The organism is Micromonospora maris AB-18-032 (assembly GCF_000204155.1).
Classification (GTDB): Bacteria; Actinomycetota; Actinomycetes; order Mycobacteriales; family Micromonosporaceae; genus Micromonospora; species Micromonospora gifhornensis.
This window is the reverse complement of the sequence record NC_015434.1, coordinates 2,345,741-2,362,477: the sequence shown is the minus strand read 5'-3', so window position 1 is coordinate 2,362,477 and position 16,737 is coordinate 2,345,741. Positions and strand designations below refer to the sequence as shown.

The 16,737-nt window shown below is 72.8% G+C and carries 15 protein-coding genes; 2 read left to right on the top strand and 13 right to left on the bottom strand.

Translation table 11 applies throughout. The annotated features are described in order from the left end of the window. Positions 1-258 precede the first annotated feature (258 nt). A complete protein-coding gene (locus VAB18032_RS10850; protein ID WP_013732862.1) occupies positions 259-513 on the top strand; it encodes a TM2 domain-containing protein in 255 nt (84 codons plus the stop codon). A 64-nt stretch (positions 514-577) separates the two neighbouring features. On the opposite strand, the gene VAB18032_RS10845 is transcribed toward VAB18032_RS10850, so the two are convergent. From VAB18032_RS10845 to VAB18032_RS10785, 13 genes are all read right to left on the bottom strand, one after another. Then, the gene (locus tag VAB18032_RS10845) at positions 578-1,183 is read right to left on the bottom strand and encodes an NUDIX domain-containing protein (protein ID WP_013732861.1); all 606 of its coding nucleotides are present in this window, start codon (positions 1,181-1,183) and stop codon (positions 578-580) included. Continuing rightward, positions 1,180-2,913, bottom strand: coding sequence for a CTP synthase (locus tag VAB18032_RS10840; protein ID WP_043720374.1), 1,734 nt, complete (start codon positions 2,911-2,913; stop codon positions 1,180-1,182). The genes VAB18032_RS10845 and VAB18032_RS10840 overlap by 4 nt, the downstream gene beginning before the upstream one ends. Positions 2,914-3,051: 138 nt before the next feature. Then, complete coding sequence (locus VAB18032_RS10835; RefSeq protein ID WP_013732859.1) at positions 3,052-5,433, bottom strand: hypothetical protein; 2,382 nt, start codon at positions 5,431-5,433, stop codon at positions 3,052-3,054. Further along, positions 5,433-6,566 carry a glycosyltransferase family 4 protein gene (locus VAB18032_RS10830; protein WP_013732858.1) on the bottom strand — a complete coding sequence of 378 codons (1,134 nt, stop codon included), beginning with the start codon at positions 6,564-6,566 and terminating at the stop codon, positions 5,433-5,435. Before VAB18032_RS10830 ends, VAB18032_RS10835 begins: the two co-directional genes overlap by 1 nt. Positions 6,567-6,573: 7 nt before the next feature. Beyond that, positions 6,574-8,232: a murein biosynthesis integral membrane protein MurJ gene (gene murJ, locus VAB18032_RS10825; RefSeq protein WP_043723729.1), complete on the bottom strand. Its 1,659-nt coding sequence runs from the start codon at positions 8,230-8,232 to the stop codon at positions 6,574-6,576. 1 nt (position 8,233) lies between these two features. Beyond that, positions 8,234-9,091 (bottom strand): hypothetical protein, encoded by an 858-nt coding sequence (locus VAB18032_RS10820; protein WP_013732856.1) that lies wholly within the window; start codon positions 9,089-9,091, stop codon positions 8,234-8,236. Positions 9,092-9,185: 94 nt separating this feature from the next. Then, positions 9,186-10,127 (bottom strand): copper transporter, encoded by a 942-nt coding sequence (locus VAB18032_RS10815; protein ID WP_013732855.1) that lies wholly within the window; start codon positions 10,125-10,127, stop codon positions 9,186-9,188. A 28-nt stretch (positions 10,128-10,155) separates the two neighbouring features. Continuing rightward, the gene (gene steA / locus VAB18032_RS10810; RefSeq protein WP_013732854.1) at positions 10,156-11,334 is read right to left on the bottom strand and encodes a putative cytokinetic ring protein SteA; all 1,179 of its coding nucleotides are present in this window, start codon (positions 11,332-11,334) and stop codon (positions 10,156-10,158) included. Between the two features lie 118 nt (positions 11,335-11,452). After that, complete coding sequence (recN, locus tag VAB18032_RS10805) at positions 11,453-13,210, bottom strand: DNA repair protein RecN (RefSeq protein WP_013732853.1); 1,758 nt, start codon at positions 13,208-13,210, stop codon at positions 11,453-11,455. 497 nt (positions 13,211-13,707) lie between these two features. Beyond that, positions 13,708-14,592 (bottom strand): NAD kinase, encoded by an 885-nt coding sequence (locus VAB18032_RS10800; protein ID WP_013732852.1) that lies wholly within the window; start codon positions 14,590-14,592, stop codon positions 13,708-13,710. A gap of 85 nt (positions 14,593-14,677) precedes the next feature. After that, on the bottom strand, positions 14,678-15,532 hold the full coding sequence (locus VAB18032_RS10795) for a TlyA family RNA methyltransferase (protein ID WP_013732851.1): 855 nt from the start codon (positions 15,530-15,532) through the stop codon (positions 14,678-14,680). A 15-nt stretch (positions 15,533-15,547) separates the two neighbouring features. Then, the gene (locus VAB18032_RS10790; RefSeq protein ID WP_013732850.1) at positions 15,548-15,763 is read right to left on the bottom strand and encodes a hypothetical protein; all 216 of its coding nucleotides are present in this window, start codon (positions 15,761-15,763) and stop codon (positions 15,548-15,550) included. Then, positions 15,760-16,287 (bottom strand): hypothetical protein, encoded by a 528-nt coding sequence (locus VAB18032_RS10785; RefSeq protein WP_013732849.1) that lies wholly within the window; start codon positions 16,285-16,287, stop codon positions 15,760-15,762. The genes VAB18032_RS10790 and VAB18032_RS10785 overlap by 4 nt, the downstream gene beginning before the upstream one ends. Before the next feature lie 111 nt (positions 16,288-16,398). Here VAB18032_RS10785 and VAB18032_RS10780 point away from each other — a divergent pair, with 111 nt between their 5' ends. After that, the gene (locus tag VAB18032_RS10780) at positions 16,399-16,737 is read left to right on the top strand and encodes an SCP2 sterol-binding domain-containing protein (protein ID WP_043723725.1); all 339 of its coding nucleotides are present in this window, start codon (positions 16,399-16,401) and stop codon (positions 16,735-16,737) included.

The window sequence follows — 16,737 nt, the reverse complement described above, 5'->3', positions numbered from 1 at the left end:
GACTACGCGGCATGTGGTGGCCCCTTTGCCACTACACGGACAACCGGTCCTGTCGGCGCAGTTTATTCGGGCTCGGCACCACGTCGGAGCATGCACTGTGACACCTGGTGCCCGCGGACGTTGACGAAGTGTCAGGTGCGGCACCCCACCCTTCGGCGGAGTGGCAGGTCAGCCGTCCAGACGGTGATCGGCCGCATCGTCCCACTCATGGCATGCCGGTCACACGGGCCGCCGGATGGATCACTACTGTGTCGCCTCATGACATATCCCCCTCAGCCCGGGATTCCCCAGGGCGTTTCTGACAAGAGCAAAGTCGTCGCGGGCATCCTGCAGATCCTGCTGGGCGGATTCGGTGCCGGCCGCTTCTACATCGGCGACACCAAAACCGCTGTCATCCAGATCATCGTCACCTTCGTGACCTGCGGTGTCGGCAGCCTCTGGGGCCTCATCGACGGCATCCTGATCCTGGTCAACGGTGGCACCGACGCGCAGGGGCGTCCGCTGCGCGACTGACCCGTGACAGCACGCAGGGGCCGGGCGATGTTCGCCCGGCCCCTGCGCGTCGTCTGCTCCCGGCTCAGCCCGGCAGTGGGGCGTCCGCCCGGCGTAGCGCCGACCAGCCGGCGTCGCGGGCGCGGGCGGCGGCGAGCAGCCCGGCCACACAGGACGCATTGGTGATCTCGCCGGCCAGCACCATGCCGACCGCCTCGTCGAGGTCGATCCGGACGATCTGCAGGTCGGCCTCCTCGTCGTGCCGGTCGTGGCGCTGCTGCTCAGGCACGTCGGCCAGATCGCGAGCCAGGAAGACCCGGACCAGTTCGTCGGTGAAGCCCGGCGAGCTGTGCAGGTCGACCAGGACGTCGAGACGACCGGCGGTCAGGTCGACCTCCTCGGCCAACTCCCGTGCCGCGGTGACCGCCGGGTCCTCGCCGGCCACGTCGGTCAGCCCCGCCGGCAACTCCCACAACCGTCGGCGCACCGGCTGGCGGTACTGCCGGATCAACACCACCTGACCGGCGTCGTCGAGCGCCACCACCGCCACCGCGCCGACGTGCCGGACCAGGTCACGGGTGGCGGTGCCACCGCCGGGCATGGTGACCTCCTCGGAGACCACCTCGAAGATGCGCCCGGAGTAGCGCACCTGGCGGGAGCGCACCTCGTAGCGGTGCTCGACCGCGCTCACGACGCGGACGTCGCCGGCGCGGCGGTGCCGTTGCGGGTGACCCGCTCGGCGGCGTCCAGGTCGACCGGAAGCTGGTCGGCCTGCGAGTACGCCACAGCGGCCTGCACGAACGCGGCGAACAGCGGATGCGGCCGGGTCGGACGGCTCTTGAGTTCCGGGTGCGCCTGGGTGGCCACGAAGAACGGGTGCAGCTCGCGGTCCAGTTCGACGAACTCGACAAGCCGCCCGTCCGGCGAGGTGCCGGAGATGTGCAGCCCCGCCTTGGTCAGCTGGTCACGGTAGGCGTTGTTCACCTCGTAGCGGTGCCGGTGCCGTTCGCTGATCTCGGTGCTGCCGTACGCCTCGGCGACGATCGACCCCTCGGCCAGCTTCGCCGGGTACGCGCCCAGCCGCATGGTGCCGCCCAGGTCGCCCTTGCCGGCGACGATGTCCTCCTGGTCGGCCATGGTGGCGATGACCGGGTGCACGGCCTCGGCGTCGAACTCCACCGAGTTGGCCCCTTCGAGTCCGGCCAGGTGTCGGGCCACCTCGATGGTCATGCACTGCAGGCCGAGGCAGAGCCCGAGCAGCGGGATGCCGTTCTCCCGGGCGTACCGGGCGGTGCCGATCTTGCCTTCGATGCCACGGACCCCGAAGCCACCGGGGATGACGATGCCGTCGACACCGGCCAGGGCGGCCGCCGCGCCCGTCGGGGTGACGCAGTCGTCGCTGGGCACCCAGCGCAGCTGCACCCGGGCCCGGTTGCCGAACCCGGCGGCCCGGATCGCCTCGCTGACCGACAGGTACGCATCCGGCAGGTCCACGTACTTGCCGACCAGGGCGACGGTGATGGTGCGCTGCGGCTGGTGCACCCGCTCCAGCAGGTCGTCCCAGCCGTCCCAGTCCACGTCGCGGAAGGAGAGCCCGAGCCGACGCACCACGTACGCGTCGAGGCCTTCGCGGTGCAGCACCTTGGGGATGTCGTAGATGCTCGGCGCGTCCGGGGCGGCGATGACCGCCTCGGCGTCGACGTCGCAGTACAGCGACAGCTTGTGCTTGAGCTTGTCCGGGATGTCGCGGTCGGAGCGGCAGACGATCGCGTCGGGCTGGATGCCGATGTTGCGCAGTTGCGCCACCGAGTGCTGCGTCGGCTTGGTCTTCAACTCCCCCGACGGCGCCAGGTACGGCACCAGCGACACGTGCAGGTAGAAGCAGTTGTCCCGGCCCAGGTCGTGGCGGACCTGACGGATCGCCTCCAAAAACGGCAGCGACTCGATGTCACCGACCGTGCCACCCACCTCGGTGATCACCACGTCGGGGGTACGGCCGTCGTCGTCCGGGTCACCCATCGCCAGGATCCGGGACTTGATCTCGTTGGTGATGTGCGGGATCACCTGGACGGTGTCGCCCAGGTACTCGCCGCGCCGCTCCTTGGCGATCACGTCGGAGTAGATCTGGCCGGTGGTGACGTTCGCCTTGCCGGACAGCGCCCGGTCCAGGAAACGCTCGTAGTGGCCGACGTCGAGGTCGGTCTCGGCGCCGTCCTCGGTGACGAAGACCTCGCCGTGCTGGAACGGGTTCATCGTTCCGGGGTCGACGTTGAGGTAGGGGTCGAGCTTCTGCATCACCACGCGCAGTCCCCGCGCGGTCAGCAGGTTACCGAGGCTGGAGGCGGTCAGCCCCTTACCCAGCGAGGAGGCGACTCCCCCGGTGACGAAAATGTGCCTGGTCGTCCGTGCTGTTGGGGCCAAGGCCTGCTCCCGTGTCGTCCGTCGCGGTCGTGCAGACCGCCGAGCCGATCAGCGAAGTGATCACGCGATCCACGGGATTCCACGCTAACACCTTCCCGGTGCGGGCCTGGTGGCGCACCCGAGGTACGCCTCATCGGCTCACCCGGTCGCCACCTCGGCCGATGACCGTATCGCCCGGCCCCGGTCGCGTCGCGGCTCGTGCGACGCCCCGGCGTCGCCCGCCGGGGCGGCGCCGCTGCCCTCGTCGCCGGCACCGACCGCCCCGGCGCCCGACGAGTCGGCATCCGACGCCCCGGCCTGCGGCGAGGCGGCATCAGAGCGGTCGGCGTCAGCGGGCCCGGCATCGGACGAACCGGCATCCGACGGCCCGGCAGCAGGCGGCCCGGCATCGGACGGCCCGGCGTCCTGGGGGCGGTCGGTGGCGGGTCGGGTCCGGTCCGCGGCGTGGTCGAGCACCCGCAGCGCGGACAGCGCCGCCATCGGCACCACCACCGCCGCGGCCGCACCGGCCACGTCCAGGGCCACCGCGCCCAGCACGCCACCGATCCCGACCGCCACACCGGTGCCCGCCATCGCCGCACGGATCGCCGGATAGATCCCGAACAGCCGCCGCAGGCCGCCCCACGGTTGCAGCAGCGCGAACCACAGCAACAGCGCCCCGACCAGCGCCAGCACCGTCAACGGACTGTTGACCAGGGTCTGGAAGCTCGACGCGCTGGACCGCTGCACCGTCAACCCGCCCGTACCGTCGCCCAGGGCGGCGAGGAACCGGCCCAGGCTCCCCCGCTCGCCGGGCGGACGACCCAGGTCCACCACCGCGAACCCGATCATCACCGCCAGCCCGGCCATGCCCGCCCAGGCCAGCCGGGTCATGGTCAGCCAGCCGCCGGTACTGATCGCCGCGGCCACGCTCACCCCGGCGGTCAACGCGATCGCCCCGATCGAGTCGGCGCCCAGGTAGGGGCTGCCGACCACCACCACGGCAGCACCACCGATCAGCACCATCACCGTCGGCCGCCACTCGCGACGCACCCGCTGGGCCAGCCATCCGGCGGTCAGCAGCGAGGCGGCGATGAACACGCCGAGCCCGACGGTGCCGAGCCCGGCGTACCGGCCGCCTTCCAGGGCGGAGTAGCCGATGACCCCGTTGAGTTGCAGGCGCGCGCCGGTGACCACGTCCAGACCGACCGCCAGCATGGTCAATCCGGCCACCGCACCCAGCGGGCCGAGGGTGCTGCGGTAGCCCGGCGCGAGTCGCACCAGCAGCGTCGCGGCGGCGAGCAGCGCAGCCGTCAGCCCGGCGAAGGTGACAGCCGGGTAGGTGTTGCGCCACCAGGGCACCGCCTCGGCCAGCAGCGCCGCCGGCATGGCCAGCGCGGCGGCGACGAGCAGCAGTTCCACCACCGCCACCACCCGCCGGGACACCGGCTTCGGACCGTACGGTCCGGCGTGTCGGCGGGCACGGCGCAGCAGCGGCAGCACCGCCACCGCCAGCGCCACCTGCACGCCGGCCAGCAGGATGAAGAATCCGCCGGCGACCTCCCGCTGCGCGGCGGCCTCCCGGTCGGCGTCGGCGGGCTCGGCGATCGCCGCGGCCAGGTCGTCCGGCCGGCCACCGACCGACTCGGCGGGTCGACCGAGGAACTGCCGGTCCGGCATCGGACGGCCCAACGCCGTCAACGCGGTCGGCGCGAGGTCGATCAGTTGCAGGTAGCCGCGACGCCCGGTGGTCGGCGAGGTCAACCAGCCGTTGTCCCAACCCGGCCCGTCGGCGACGGCCACGTGCAGCCGCGACGGCTGTTCGGTGTCCGCGACCCCGGCCACGATCACCAGCGAGTGCGGTGGCCGGGCGGCCAGCACCCGGGCCAGTTGCGCGTCGGCGTCGCGGGCCGCCGCCGCCCGCTCGGCCGGGTCGGTGCCGGCGACCGTGCCCAGGTCGACGATGCTGAGCACGCAGGAGCCGAGCAGCCCGGCCGGATCCGCCGGCAGGGTCGGCTCGTACCGGTCGACCCGGCCGAAGGGTCGGGCGGCGGCCACCGCCGCGCCCGGACCGACCGCCACCGAGCAGCGCACCGACTCCGACAGGGCGCCGGGCACCGTGCCCCACGGCAGCCGGTCCTGGTTGTGCATCACCACGCTCTCCTGCTCCGGCAGGTTCGCGCCGATACGGTCCGGCTTGTCCACCCTCACCTCGGTCGGCGGGCACGTGCCGTCCCGCTGACCGCCGGTCCACCCGGCGAAGCTGCCCGCCCCCAGCGTCAACCAGCCGTCCAGCGGGCAGGTGGGCCGGTAGGCCGAACGCACCGACAGCGACCCGATCGACCCTTCGCGGGCCAACTGCCACAGCGTCGGGGTGCGCTGCGGGTCGACGTCGTCCCACCGCAGCCCGGCCACCCCGACCAGCACCACGAAGTCGGCGCCGGGTCGAGGCGGCGGCGTCCGCGGCCCCGCCGCCAACGCGAAGATGCCCACCACCACCACGACCAGGGTGAGCACGATCGGAGCGACTCGTCGCAGCATCACCGACGTCCCGTCGACGAGGCGTCGGCGTCCGGCGCGGCCAGTTCGGCGTAGAGCGCGACCACCTGGGCGACGGTGTCCGTCTCGGTGGGCCACGTCGCTGCCCGCGCCGCGCCACGCCGCCCCCACTCGACGCGGCCGGCGTCGTCGTCGAGCAGGCTCTGCACCGCCGCGTCGACCGCGTCGACGTCGCCCGGCGGCACCAGCACGGCCGCGTCGCCGACCAGCTCCGGCAGGCCGCCCACCGCGGTGGCCACCAGCGGTACGCCGGCACGCAACGCCTCCTGGGCGAACAACTGACGCGCCTCCCAGTCGCTGGTCACCACGGCCAGGTCCGCAGCGGCGAGCAGGTCCGCCACGTCGGTGCGGTGCCCGAGCAGGGTGATCGGCGCGCGCACGGCACTGATCCGGGCGGCCAGCGGCAGATACGCCGGCCCGCTGCCGGCGATCACCACGACCGGGGGCGGGGTGCGCTCCCGCCACCGGGCCGCGGCGTCGATCAACACGTCGTAGCGTTTCTGCGGGTGCAACCGACCGACCGAGAGGATCAACGGCTGGTCGGCGGCGACGGCGAACTCGGCCCGTACGGCGGCGCGCCCTCGACGCGGCGCAGGCAGCACCGGCGCGGCCACCGGCGCCAGCCGGGCGTCGGGCGCACCGAGCGCGACCGCACGGTCGACCAGGTCGGCCGACGCGCCGAGGGTGACCCGGGCGCCCCGGGCGACGATCCGCTCGACCAGGCGCGAGATGCGGCCCCGCAACCCACCGGTGAGCACCGCGTTGTGCCAGGTGACCACCAGCGGGGCGGACGGTCGGGCGAGCACCGCCACCAGAGCGGCGCGCAGTCCGTGCGCGTGCACGACCCGGACCTGCTCGTCGGCGAGCACCCGACGCAGCACCGCGACCGCCCGGGCGTCACCGGGGGCGGGGCTGGCCGGGATCTCCACCGCCGCGAACCGGGCACCGGCCGCTTCGAAGTCGAACTGGTCCTGGGTCGCCGCGGGCCCGCAGACCAGCACCGGCAGCCCGGCGGCGGTCAACCCGCGGGTCAGTGCCCGCACGTGCTGTCCGACACCACCGGTGCTGGAGGCCAGCAGCAGCACCACCGTGCCCGTCCGCTCAGGCGTGCCCACCGGCTGATCACCCCTTCCCGTCGGCCTGCTCCGGGCGGTTCCCGTCCGCCTGCCTACCCCGTACGCGGGCCGGCAGCCGTCGGCGCAGCCCGGCCAGCACCGGACGCACGTCGCGTCGGTCGACCAACCAGACCACGGCGAGGAACACGACACCGACCAAGGCTCCGGACAGCATGCCCTGCCCGAGGGCCACCCACCGCGTCGGGGTGCCGTCGGCGTCCGCGAGCAGCCGCAGCAGGCCCAGCGCGGCCAGCGTCCCCGCGGTGGCGCCCAGCAGTCCCGCGCCGGCGGCCCTGCCGGCACCGGCCAGCGCCACCGGCCCGGCGGCGCGCCGCACGGCCAGCAGCAGCAGCCCGCCGAGCAGCAGCATGCCCACCGAGTTGGCAAGTGCTGCGGCGAGCACCCGGTCGGCCACCGGCAGCAGCGTCGACAGCGGCAGCAGGGCCAGCGGGACGACAAGCCATCCGGCGGTGATGGCGGCGGTGGCCGAGCGGGTCGCCCCCCGGGCGTACAGGGCCCGGGAGAGCACCGCGAACAGCCCGTACCCGAGCAGCCCGGGGGCGTACCCGGCGATGGCGTGGGCGGTGGCGTCGGCGTTGAGGGGAAAGAACCGCCCGATCGGCCCGGCCGTGCCGACGAGCACGGCAGCGCCGAGGAAGCTGAGCAGCAGCACCCCACGCAGCGTGGCCGCCAGGGTGCGACGGTAGGTCTGCTCGTCGCCGCCGGCGGAGGCCGCGGCGAGGGTGGGGTACGCGGCGGTGGCCAGCGGCACCGACAGCACCGCCCAGGGCAGCAGGTAGAAGGTCTGGGCGAGGTTGAACACCTGCGGCGCCTCGGTGAGCCCACCGGCGACCCGGTACAGGATCACCGCCAGCGCCACCTGCTGGGCGGTGACCGTCACCACCCCGGCCACGGCCAGCCCACCCACCCGGGCCCGGGCGTCGGCGGTGAACGTGTAGCCGAAGCGGGGCCGCAACCGCAGCCGGCGGATCGGGATCAGCAGCGACAGCGACAACACCGCCACGCCGAGGGTGGTGCCCGCCGACAGGATCAGCTCCGCGCCGCGGCCGGCCTGCGCCACGCTCGCCCCGGGCCCGGCGACCCCGACGAAGACCAGGTACACGACGATCACGGTGAGGCTGGACAGCAGCGGCGCGATCACCGGCCAGGCGAAGCGGCGGTGCGCCTGCAGCACACCGCTGAGCACGATGCCGATGCCGTACAGCGGCAACTGCGGCGCGAAGACCCGCAGCATCCGGGCCCCGGCGGCGAGTTCCTCCGGCGACCGGCTGTCCCCCAGCAGGTTGATCAGCGGGCCGGCGCCCAGCGCCAACAGCACCGCCAACGGCACCAGCAGGGTCACCGTCCAGGTCAGCAGGGCACCGGTGGTGGCCGCCACCGCCCGCCGGTCACCGGCGGCGACCGCACCGGCGAGCAGCGGCACGACCAGGCTGGCCAGCGCCCCACCGGCCACGATCTCGAAGATGATGTTGGGTGCGGTGTTGGCCAGCACGTACATCGCACCCAGGTCGCTGTCCTGGACCACCCAGGTGAACACGGCCGTACGCCCGAACCCGGCCACCCGGCTGAGCACGGTGAGTACGGCGATGAGCGCGGCAGCCGAGGCCACCCGGCCGGCGCCGGCGAGGGGGGCCGGTCTGGTCACGTCAGTCGGGGCGGCGGCCCAGCGCGTCGAGGTCACGCAGCCCCGGCGTACTCGCGATGACCTTCGTGAAACTGACCTTCTCGCTGGCGGCGGTGAGTCCGGCGAGCACCGCGAGCAGGGCGGCCCGACCGACCGGGCCGGTGCGGGCGGCCAACGCCACGCCGAGCACCGCGCCGAGGGCGTTGGCGCCGCTGTCGCCGAGCATCACGTCCTCGTCCAGGTCGGCGGGGAGCAGCCCGGCGGCGGCACCGACCGCACCGGCGGCGATCCCACCCTGCCGGCCCGCGGTCAACGGTGCGCCGAGCAGCAGGCCGGACTTCAACGCCCGCCCGGGCCGCAGGTCGAGCAGGTTGAGCAGGTTCGCGGTCCCGGCGATCACACCCGCGCCGAGCAGCACGTCGACGCCGCGACCCAGCGGGCCCTGCCGCGCTCGCCGCCGATGCCCGGCCACGCCCTGGTCGGCGGCGAGCAGCGTCGCGGCACCGAGACCGGCCGCACCCACCCCGACGATCTTGACCAGGCCGGCGGTGACCCGGCCCTGCCGCAGCGCGGCGAGGTGCCCCGCGAAGCCCTTGTACGCCTTCTGTTCCGGCCGCGCGCCGACCACGTCGTCGTACAGGCCGACGGCACCGGCGCCGAGCCCGGCCAGCAGGGTCGCCGCGCCGGCCGGCACGCTCGCCGCCCCGCACGCCGCCGCGCCGCTGGCGCCCGCCGCGAGCGCCGGCCCGGCCGCCAGGGTGACGGTACGGCCACGGAAGTTGGTCCGCGCAAGCCCGGCCCCGGCCGGGGAGGTCCGCACCTGACGCAGCGCGTACCGGGCGGCAGCCGCCCCGATGCCCGCCGCCAGCAGTCCCCGCACAATCGTCACGCCGCCGCCTCGCTCCGCACGCTCACACGGCCCTCCTGCCAGTCGGCGGACATCGTCGAAATCGGTGCACCGGGTGCACCGGCGCTCACTGGGGCAGTTTAGGCAGCAGCGACGCGGCGTTGTCACCCACGCCGTACTGACCGGCCTTGCGCTCGGTGAGCTGCTGCACCAGGGCCAGCGTGGTGACCAGTTGCCCCTGCACGGTGTTGGCGTTGTCGATGGTCGAGATGGTCTGCGCGAGCACGGCGTCGCCGCGGACGAAGGCCACCAGGTTGCCGTTGGCGGAGCCGTTGCCGGCCACCACGATGCCCCCGGTCCGGTCGAACTGCTCGGCGATCTTGACGACCGATTCGTCCTTCTTGGCGGAGTCCTTGTCCACGTACGGCAGCCCACTCACCACCACCACCGCCTCGGCCGCCGTGGTGATCCGGTCGGCGGCGCTCAGATAGCTGGCGTTGCTGTACGCGGCCAGCACGGCCCGCCGGTCGGCCTCGGTGACCGGTTCCGACCCGGCCGGCTGATCCAGCAGCACGGTGGCCAACAGGGCGCTGGAGGTCTCCACCCCGTGACCGTTGCCGGGCAGGTTGGCCGTCGGCGCCCCGGTCGGCCGGGCCGCGGTGACCGCCAACTCCAGCAGGTTGTTGTTGTTCTCCGGGTTGATGAACTTGTCCTGCAGATCGATGCGCCCGGTGAGGTCGGCGCCCGCCAACTGCAACATCTTGATCACACCTTCGGCGTGGTCACGGCCGGTCGGCGTGGTCAGCACCAGCACCCGCTTGCCGGTCAGCTTGCCCGGCAGCGTGATCTGCGCCATCTCGGCGGCGAACTGCTCCTCCAGCTCCAGCTCCCGTTCCATGCTCTGGACCGTCTGACGCATCTGCTGGTTGGCCTTGCTCAGCGCGTCGACGTGCTCCTTGAGCGAGTCGGCCACCGGGCCGTTGAGCGCGGCGGTGCCGACCACCAGGCCGATCGCCAGTGCCAGGAAGACCGCGGTCAGGGAAACCACGTGGTAGCGAAAATTGATCACGCTTGCAGCCTCTTGAATCGGTCGGGGGCTAGAAGAGCTGGCCGAGCTGGAACACGAAATTGTCCCACCACTCGGAGACCACACCCAGGTACGCCTTACCAACGGTGGAGACGGCCACCGCCGATGCCATGGCCGCGACCGCCGAGAGCACCAGCAGCAACAGGGAGGAACCGGAGATGCCCTGCCGGTAGAGCCGGCTGACGCCCTTGGCGTCGACCAGCTTCCCGCCGACCTTGAGCCGGGTGAGGAACGTCGAGGCCATGCCGCCGCGGCCCTTGTCGAGGAACTCGACAAGGGTGGCGTGGGTGCCGACCGCCACGATCAGCGAGGCGCCCTTCTCGTCGGCCAGCAGCATGGCCAGGTCCTCGCTGGTGGCGGCGGCGGGGAAGGTCACCGCCGACACCCCCAAGCCGTTGACCCGGGACAGGCCGGGCGCCCGCCCGTCCGGGTAGGCGTGCACGATCACCTCGGCGCCGCAACGCAGCACGTCGTCGGTGACCGAGTCCATGTCACCGATGATCATGTCCGGTGTGTAGCCGGCCTCGACCAGCGCGTCGGCGCCACCGTCGACGCCGATGAGCACCGGCTTGAACTCCCGGATGTAGGGGCGCAGCACGTCCAGGTCGGCCTTGTAGTCGTAACCCCGGACCACGATCAGGCAGTGCCGGCCCTGGACCTCGGTGACGATGTCCGGCACGCCGACACCGTCGAGCAGCAGGTCACGCTCCTGCCGAAGGTAGTCCATGGTGTTGGCGGCGAACGCCTCCAACTGCACCGACAGGCCCTCCCGGGCATCCGTCATCGCCTTGGCCACGCTCTCGGCGTCCTGCAGGCTGCCGTGCGCCACCGGGTCGTCACCCAGGAAGACCGTGTTGCCCTCGATCCGCACGGTGTCGCCCTCGCGGATCCGCTCGAAGATGCCCTCACCCAGGTCGTCGAGCAGCGGGATGCCGTTGGAGACCAGCACCTCCGGCCCGAGGTTGGGGTACCGGCCGGAGACCGACGGCTTGGCGTTGAGCACCGCACCGACACCGACCGCGACCAGCGAGTCGGCGGCGACCCGGTCCAGGTCGACATGGTCGATGACCGCGATGTCACCCGGGCGGAGCCGCCCGACCAGGCGTTTCGTCCGGCGGTCCAGGCGTGCGGTGCCGAGGATCTGTCCCGGTTCCGCGTTCCGGGCCCGGCGCAACGTGGGTAGACGCATCGTGACCATCCTGGCATGTGAGGCAGGCGAATCCGTCGCGACATGCCTGAGCAGGGCCGCCTACCCAGGGAAGCACATACCGGCGAAGGCCGGTGTGCCTCCGCTCACAATGATGGTCTCACGACCGCCTTTCCCGGGCCGCCACGGCCAGCAACTCCTCCGCGTGAGCGATACCCAGATCCGAGTCCGGCAAACCCGCCAACATCCGGGCCAACTCCCGCGCCCGCTCGGTGTCCTCCACCACCCGCACCCCACTGGTGGTCACCGCACCACCGGTGTCCTTCGCCACCACCAGATGCCGGTCAGCGAACGCCGCCACCTGCGGCAGATGGGTCACCACCAACACCTGGTGACTGCGGGCCAACCGGGCCAACCGCCGCCCGATCTCCACCGCAGCCTGACCACCGACCCCCGCATCGACCTCGTCGAACACCAACGTGGGCGGGCCACCGGAACCGGCGAAGACGACCTCGATGGCCAACATCACCCGCGACAGCTCACCACCGGAGGCACCCCGCTGCAACGGCAACGACGGCGCACCCGGATGCGCCAGCAACCGCAACTCGACCTCGTCGCCACCGTCCGGCCCGACACCGACCTCCACCCCGTTGACCGGCAACGTGGGCTCGGCCCGACCCGCCGGTCGGGGCAGCACCGCCACCTCCACCCGGGCGTGCGGCATGGCCAACCCGGCCAACTCCGCGGTGACCTGATCGGCGAAACGAGCCGCCGCCTCCTGTCGGGACACCGACAACCGCCCGGCCAACTCGGCCACCTCACCGGCCAGCCGCGACGCCTCCCGATCCAACTCGTCGAGCAACTCATCCGAGGTGTCCAGCTCCGACAACCGGGCACCGGCCCGCTGCGCCCAGGCGATCACCCCGTCGACGTCGTCGGCGTACTTGCGGGTCAACGCCCGCAACGCCGCCCGACGCTCGTAGATGGCCTGCAACCGGGCCGGATCGGCATCCAGACCGGCCAGATACGTCGACAGTTCCACCGACACGTCGGCGACCAGGGTCGCCGCCTCCTCCAGCCGCGCCGCCAACTCACCGAGAACCGGATCCGTGCCGGCCTGCGCCTCCAACGTCCGCCGGGCGGTGCCCAGCAGCGACGACGCGTCCGGCGTGTCGTCGGTGGCCTCCAGACCACCGGCCACGCACTGGTGCGCCAACTGCGCCGCGGCGCGCAGACCCTCGGCATGCTCCAGCCGCTGCACCTCCGCCTTCAGCTCGTCGTCCTCACCCGGCTGCGGATCGACCCGGGTGATCTCGTCGAGACCCAACCGCAGCAGATCCGACTCCTGATGACGCTCCCGCGCGTTACGCCGCCGGTCGGCCAGGTCGTCGACCACCCGCCGCCACTGCGTGTACGCCTCCCGCGTCGCGTCCAGCAACTTCTCGTGCTCCGGGCCGGCGAACCGGTCCAACGCGGCACGCTGCTCGGCCGGCCGCAACAACCGCAGCTGATCGGACTGGCCGTGCACCGCCACCACCTGCTCGCCCACCTCACCGAGCATCGACACCGGCATGCCCCGCCCGCCCAGATACGCCCGCGACCGCCCCTCGACGGTGACCGTACGGCTCAACAGCAGCGCACCGTCCTCGTCCGGCTCACCACCGGCGTCACTGATGCGCGCGTGCACCGTCTCGGCGAACCGCCCGGACAGCCGCAACCGCCCCTCCACGACCGCCCGACCCGGCTGGGCGCGCACCCGCCCCGCGTCGGCCCGGCCACCGAAGAGCAGACCGAGGCCGGTCACCACCATGGTCTTGCCCGCACCGGTCTCGCCGGTGATGACGTTCATCCCGCCGGTCAACGGCAGCGTGGTGTCCTCGATGACGCCCAGTCCGGTGATGCGCAGCTCTTCCAGCACAGCACCCGACAGTAGACGCGGTGCCCGACAGTTGACCAGCCGGCGCGGGCCGCGGCGCGCCCCGACCGCAAGCGTCGTACAGTTCAGCCCCATGTTGGAGGTGGTCGGCCTGACCCCGGCCGAGGAGGAGCTCTACCGCTGCCTGGTGCAGCTCACCACGACCCACATCGACGAGCTGACCGAACGGCTGCACCGCCCCCGTACCGACATCATCACCCACCTCGACGCCCTGCGCGCCCAAGGACTGGTCCTACCGGCCGACCCCGAACCGGACGCGGCGCTGCGCCCCCTTCGCGCCGGACGTCCCGCTCGGCAGGGCACTGCTGCGCCAGCAGGAGGCCCTCAAGTGCTCGGAGTCTGCGACGCGCCGCATCGCACGGTCACCAGTCGCGGCACGCCACACCGGCGACACGTCGCCAGGTGGACACCAGGCGGACCGCCGGCCGGCAGACAGGCGTCCGTCCGATTACCGCCGGGGCCTCACGAAGCGGGCCCGGTCAGCGACGGGAGCCCCGCCAGCCCTGCACCGGCAGGTCGAACTTGGCCACCAGCCGATCGGTGAACGGCCGATCCCGCAGCCGCACGACCCGCACCGGCAGCGCCCCGCGCCGCACGGTGATCCGCGCCCCCGGCGGCACGTCGTAGACGCGCCGACCGTCGCAGGACAGCACCGCGAGCGTGGTGTACGGATCAACCGTGATCGAGATGGTCGACGTGGGTGCGGTGACCAGCGGACGGCTGAACAGCGCATGCGCACTGATCGGCACCAGCAGCAGCGCCTCCACCTCCGGCCAGACCACCGGCCCGCCACCGGAGAACGCGTACGCGGTGGAGCCGGTCGGAGTGGCGCAGACGACGCCGTCGCAGCCGTACCGCGACAACGGCCGCCCATCCACATCGACCATCAGCTCCAGCATCTGGGACCGCTCGCCCTTCTCGACGCTGATCTCGTTCAGCGCCCAGGACTCGATGGTCGGCCCGCCGTCGAACTCGGCCGTGACGTCGACGGTGAGCCGCTCGTCGACTGTGTAACTGCGGGAGACCACGTCACTTACCGCACTGTCCAGGTCATCGATCTCCGCCTCGGCCAGGAAACCGACCTTGCCGAGGTTGATGCCCAGCAGCGGCACCTTCGCCGGTCGGGCCAGCTCCGCCGCACGCAGGAACGTGCCGTCGCCACCGAGCGCGAAGACGATCTCCGCGCCTTCGGCGGCCTGCGGGCCGCTGACCGGGATGACCCCGGGCAGGTCCAGATCCTCGGCCTCCTCGGCGACCACCCGCACCTCGAAACCGGCGGCGATCAGGTCGCAGGCCACCGCCCGGGCATGCTCGGTGCTGCGGCGACGACCGGTGTGGGTGACCAGCAGAGTGGTCCGGCTCACCGGCCCCACCCTCCGGCCACGGCAGCATCCCGCCGACCGGCGAGCGGCCGGTACGGGTACGCCGTTCGACGCCCACTGTTCGCGCTCACCCTGCGACCTCCTCCGTCGCCGCGCCCGGCACCTCCCCGGACATCGTCGGACCCTGCGGCCCGGCGGCGACCACCGCCCGGACCCGTTCCGGATCGGCCGGCGGCGCGCCCCGGCGTAACCATACGAAGAACTCGACGTTGCCGCTCGGCCCGGGCAGCGGGCTGGCCGCCACGTCCACCAAACCCAACTGGTGCCCGGCAGCCGCTGCCGCGACATCGAGCACCGCCTCGGCCCGCAGCGCCGGATCCCGCACCACCCCGCCCGCGCCCACCCGTTCCTTGCCCACCTCGAACTGCGGCTTGACCATCAGGACGAGGTCCCCGTCGGTGCAGCCCGCCAGCGCCGGCAGCACCAGCCGCAGCGAGATGAACGACAGATCGGCGACGGTCAACTCGACGGGCCCACCGATCACGTCGGTGGTGAGCGTCCGCACGTTTGTGCGCTCGAAGACCCGTACCCGCTCGTCGTTACGCAGCGACCAGGCGAGCTGCCCGTAGCCGACGTCGACCGCGACCACCTCGGCCGCACCGGCGCGCAGCAGCACGTCGGTGAAGCCCCCGGTGGACGCGCCCGCGTCGAGGCAGCGCCGACCGGCCACGGTCAACCCGCCGGGACTGAACGCGGCGAGCGCCCCGGCCAGTTTGTGGCCACCCCGGGACACGTACTCCGAGGTGGGATCGTCACCGGTGACCAGCAGCGGATCGGCCGGATCGACCATGGCGGCGGCCTTGTGGGCCCGCACCCCCCGCAACTGGACCCGACCGGCCTCCACCAGAGCGGCCGCCTGCTCCCGCGAACGGGCCAGGCCACGGCGGACGAGTTCGGCGTCCAACCGGTTTCGACGTGCCATTGACCGACGGTCTCCTCAGGCCTGATCGATGGTGGCCAGCGTTTCCCGCAACGTCTGGTACGCGGCCTCGTACTGCGCGATCTGGTCGGCCGGGGCCAGGGCCGCGGCGTTGGCCATCGCCTGGACCGCGGCCTGCACCGCCGGGTGCTCGACGTCGTCGGTGTCCTCCGCGCTGAAGCGACGTGGCGGCGGACCCGGACGTGGCCCCGGCAGCGGCCCCGGCGCACTCATGCCGCGCCGTCCGCGTCCGCCCGACGTGCCGAGGCGGACCCACCACCAGTGGCCTTCTTCGCCACGGCCTTCTTGGCGACCGTCTTCTTGGCCACCGCCTTCTTCGCGACCGCCTTCTTCGCCACGGTCTGCTTGGCCAGGGCCTTGCTGGGCGGGGCAGCCGCAGCGGTCGCGGGCGTACCCACCGACGAAGCCTCGCCGGACGTCGCCGGCCCGCCCGCCGCGCCGGCCGTACGCAGCCGGCGCTCCAACTCCCGCACCCGGCGCTCCAACTCGGCCACCTCGTCGGCGCTGGCCAGCCCCACTGCACCGAGCGCCCGCTCGACCTCGAACCGCACCAGCTTGGTCAGCGACTCCCGGTTCGCCGCTCCGGTCGCACGGAGTTCGTCGGCGAGCGCCTGGAGTTGAGCGGCGGTCGCGCCGGTCGAGCCCATCGCCCGACGCACCGCGTCCTGCGCCTTCTTCCGAGGCGCCTCCGTCAAGCCCATGGCCAGTTCGAGGTAGGCGCGCCACGCGTCCTGCATGCCTGATTCCTTCCACCCGGCGGGTCTGCAGGTGTCACGCTACCGGGCCACCCGGACCACCCCGTGCGGTACGGTGCCCGGGGGATGACGTGGTGTGGCGAGGAGGCGATGGTGGCCACGGTGGACGAGTGCCGGCAGGCGTTGCAGGATCTGGCCGCCCGGCTGGAGAGCAACGCGCAGACCGTCCGTGAGCGGGTCGACCTGGATCGCACCCTGGCCTGCCGGATCACCGACCTGGAGACCGCCTTCCACGGCCGGATCAGCGACGGACGGCTGATCGACCTCGCCGACGGCGACGACCCCAAGGCCAAGATCGCCTTGAGTACGACAAGCGACGACCTGGTCGCCCTGGTTCGCGGCGAACTCGACGTCACCCGCGCGGTGGCCAACCGCCGGGTGTCGATCAAGGCGAACCCGTTCGACCTGATGAAGCTCCGCAAGCTGCTCTGA